A 244-nucleotide genomic window follows, 5' to 3' on the forward strand; every position below is an offset into this window, starting at 1 on the left:
CTTCCACGCCGGGCGGCAGCGGGGCGGGCGGCGTGGCCGCGCGGGGACGCACGGGCGCAAGGCGCAGGCCGAGCGCCAACAGCAGCACCAGCCGCCGCACGATGGTCTCCAGCATCCTGAGCCGCGCCCGTGCCCGCCGCGCCGTGCCGCGCCGGAGCGTCACCGGCGCGCGCACCATGTCGGTCAGGTTGCGCACGTTGAGCAGCGCATAGCGCGCCTGCTCCAGCCCCTGGGCAATGAAGGC

Annotated in this window: 1 protein-coding gene; it reads right to left on the bottom strand. The window is 76.6% G+C overall.

Annotated elements, in window-relative coordinates; genetic code table 11:
* Positions 1-244 (bottom strand): hypothetical protein (locus tag HJO_RS18575; protein WP_035619629.1); only part of this gene is annotated, 244 nt, incomplete at both ends.

This window comes from Hyphomonas johnsonii MHS-2 (assembly GCF_000685275.1).
Classification (GTDB): Bacteria; Pseudomonadota; Alphaproteobacteria; order Caulobacterales; family Hyphomonadaceae; genus Hyphomonas; species Hyphomonas johnsonii.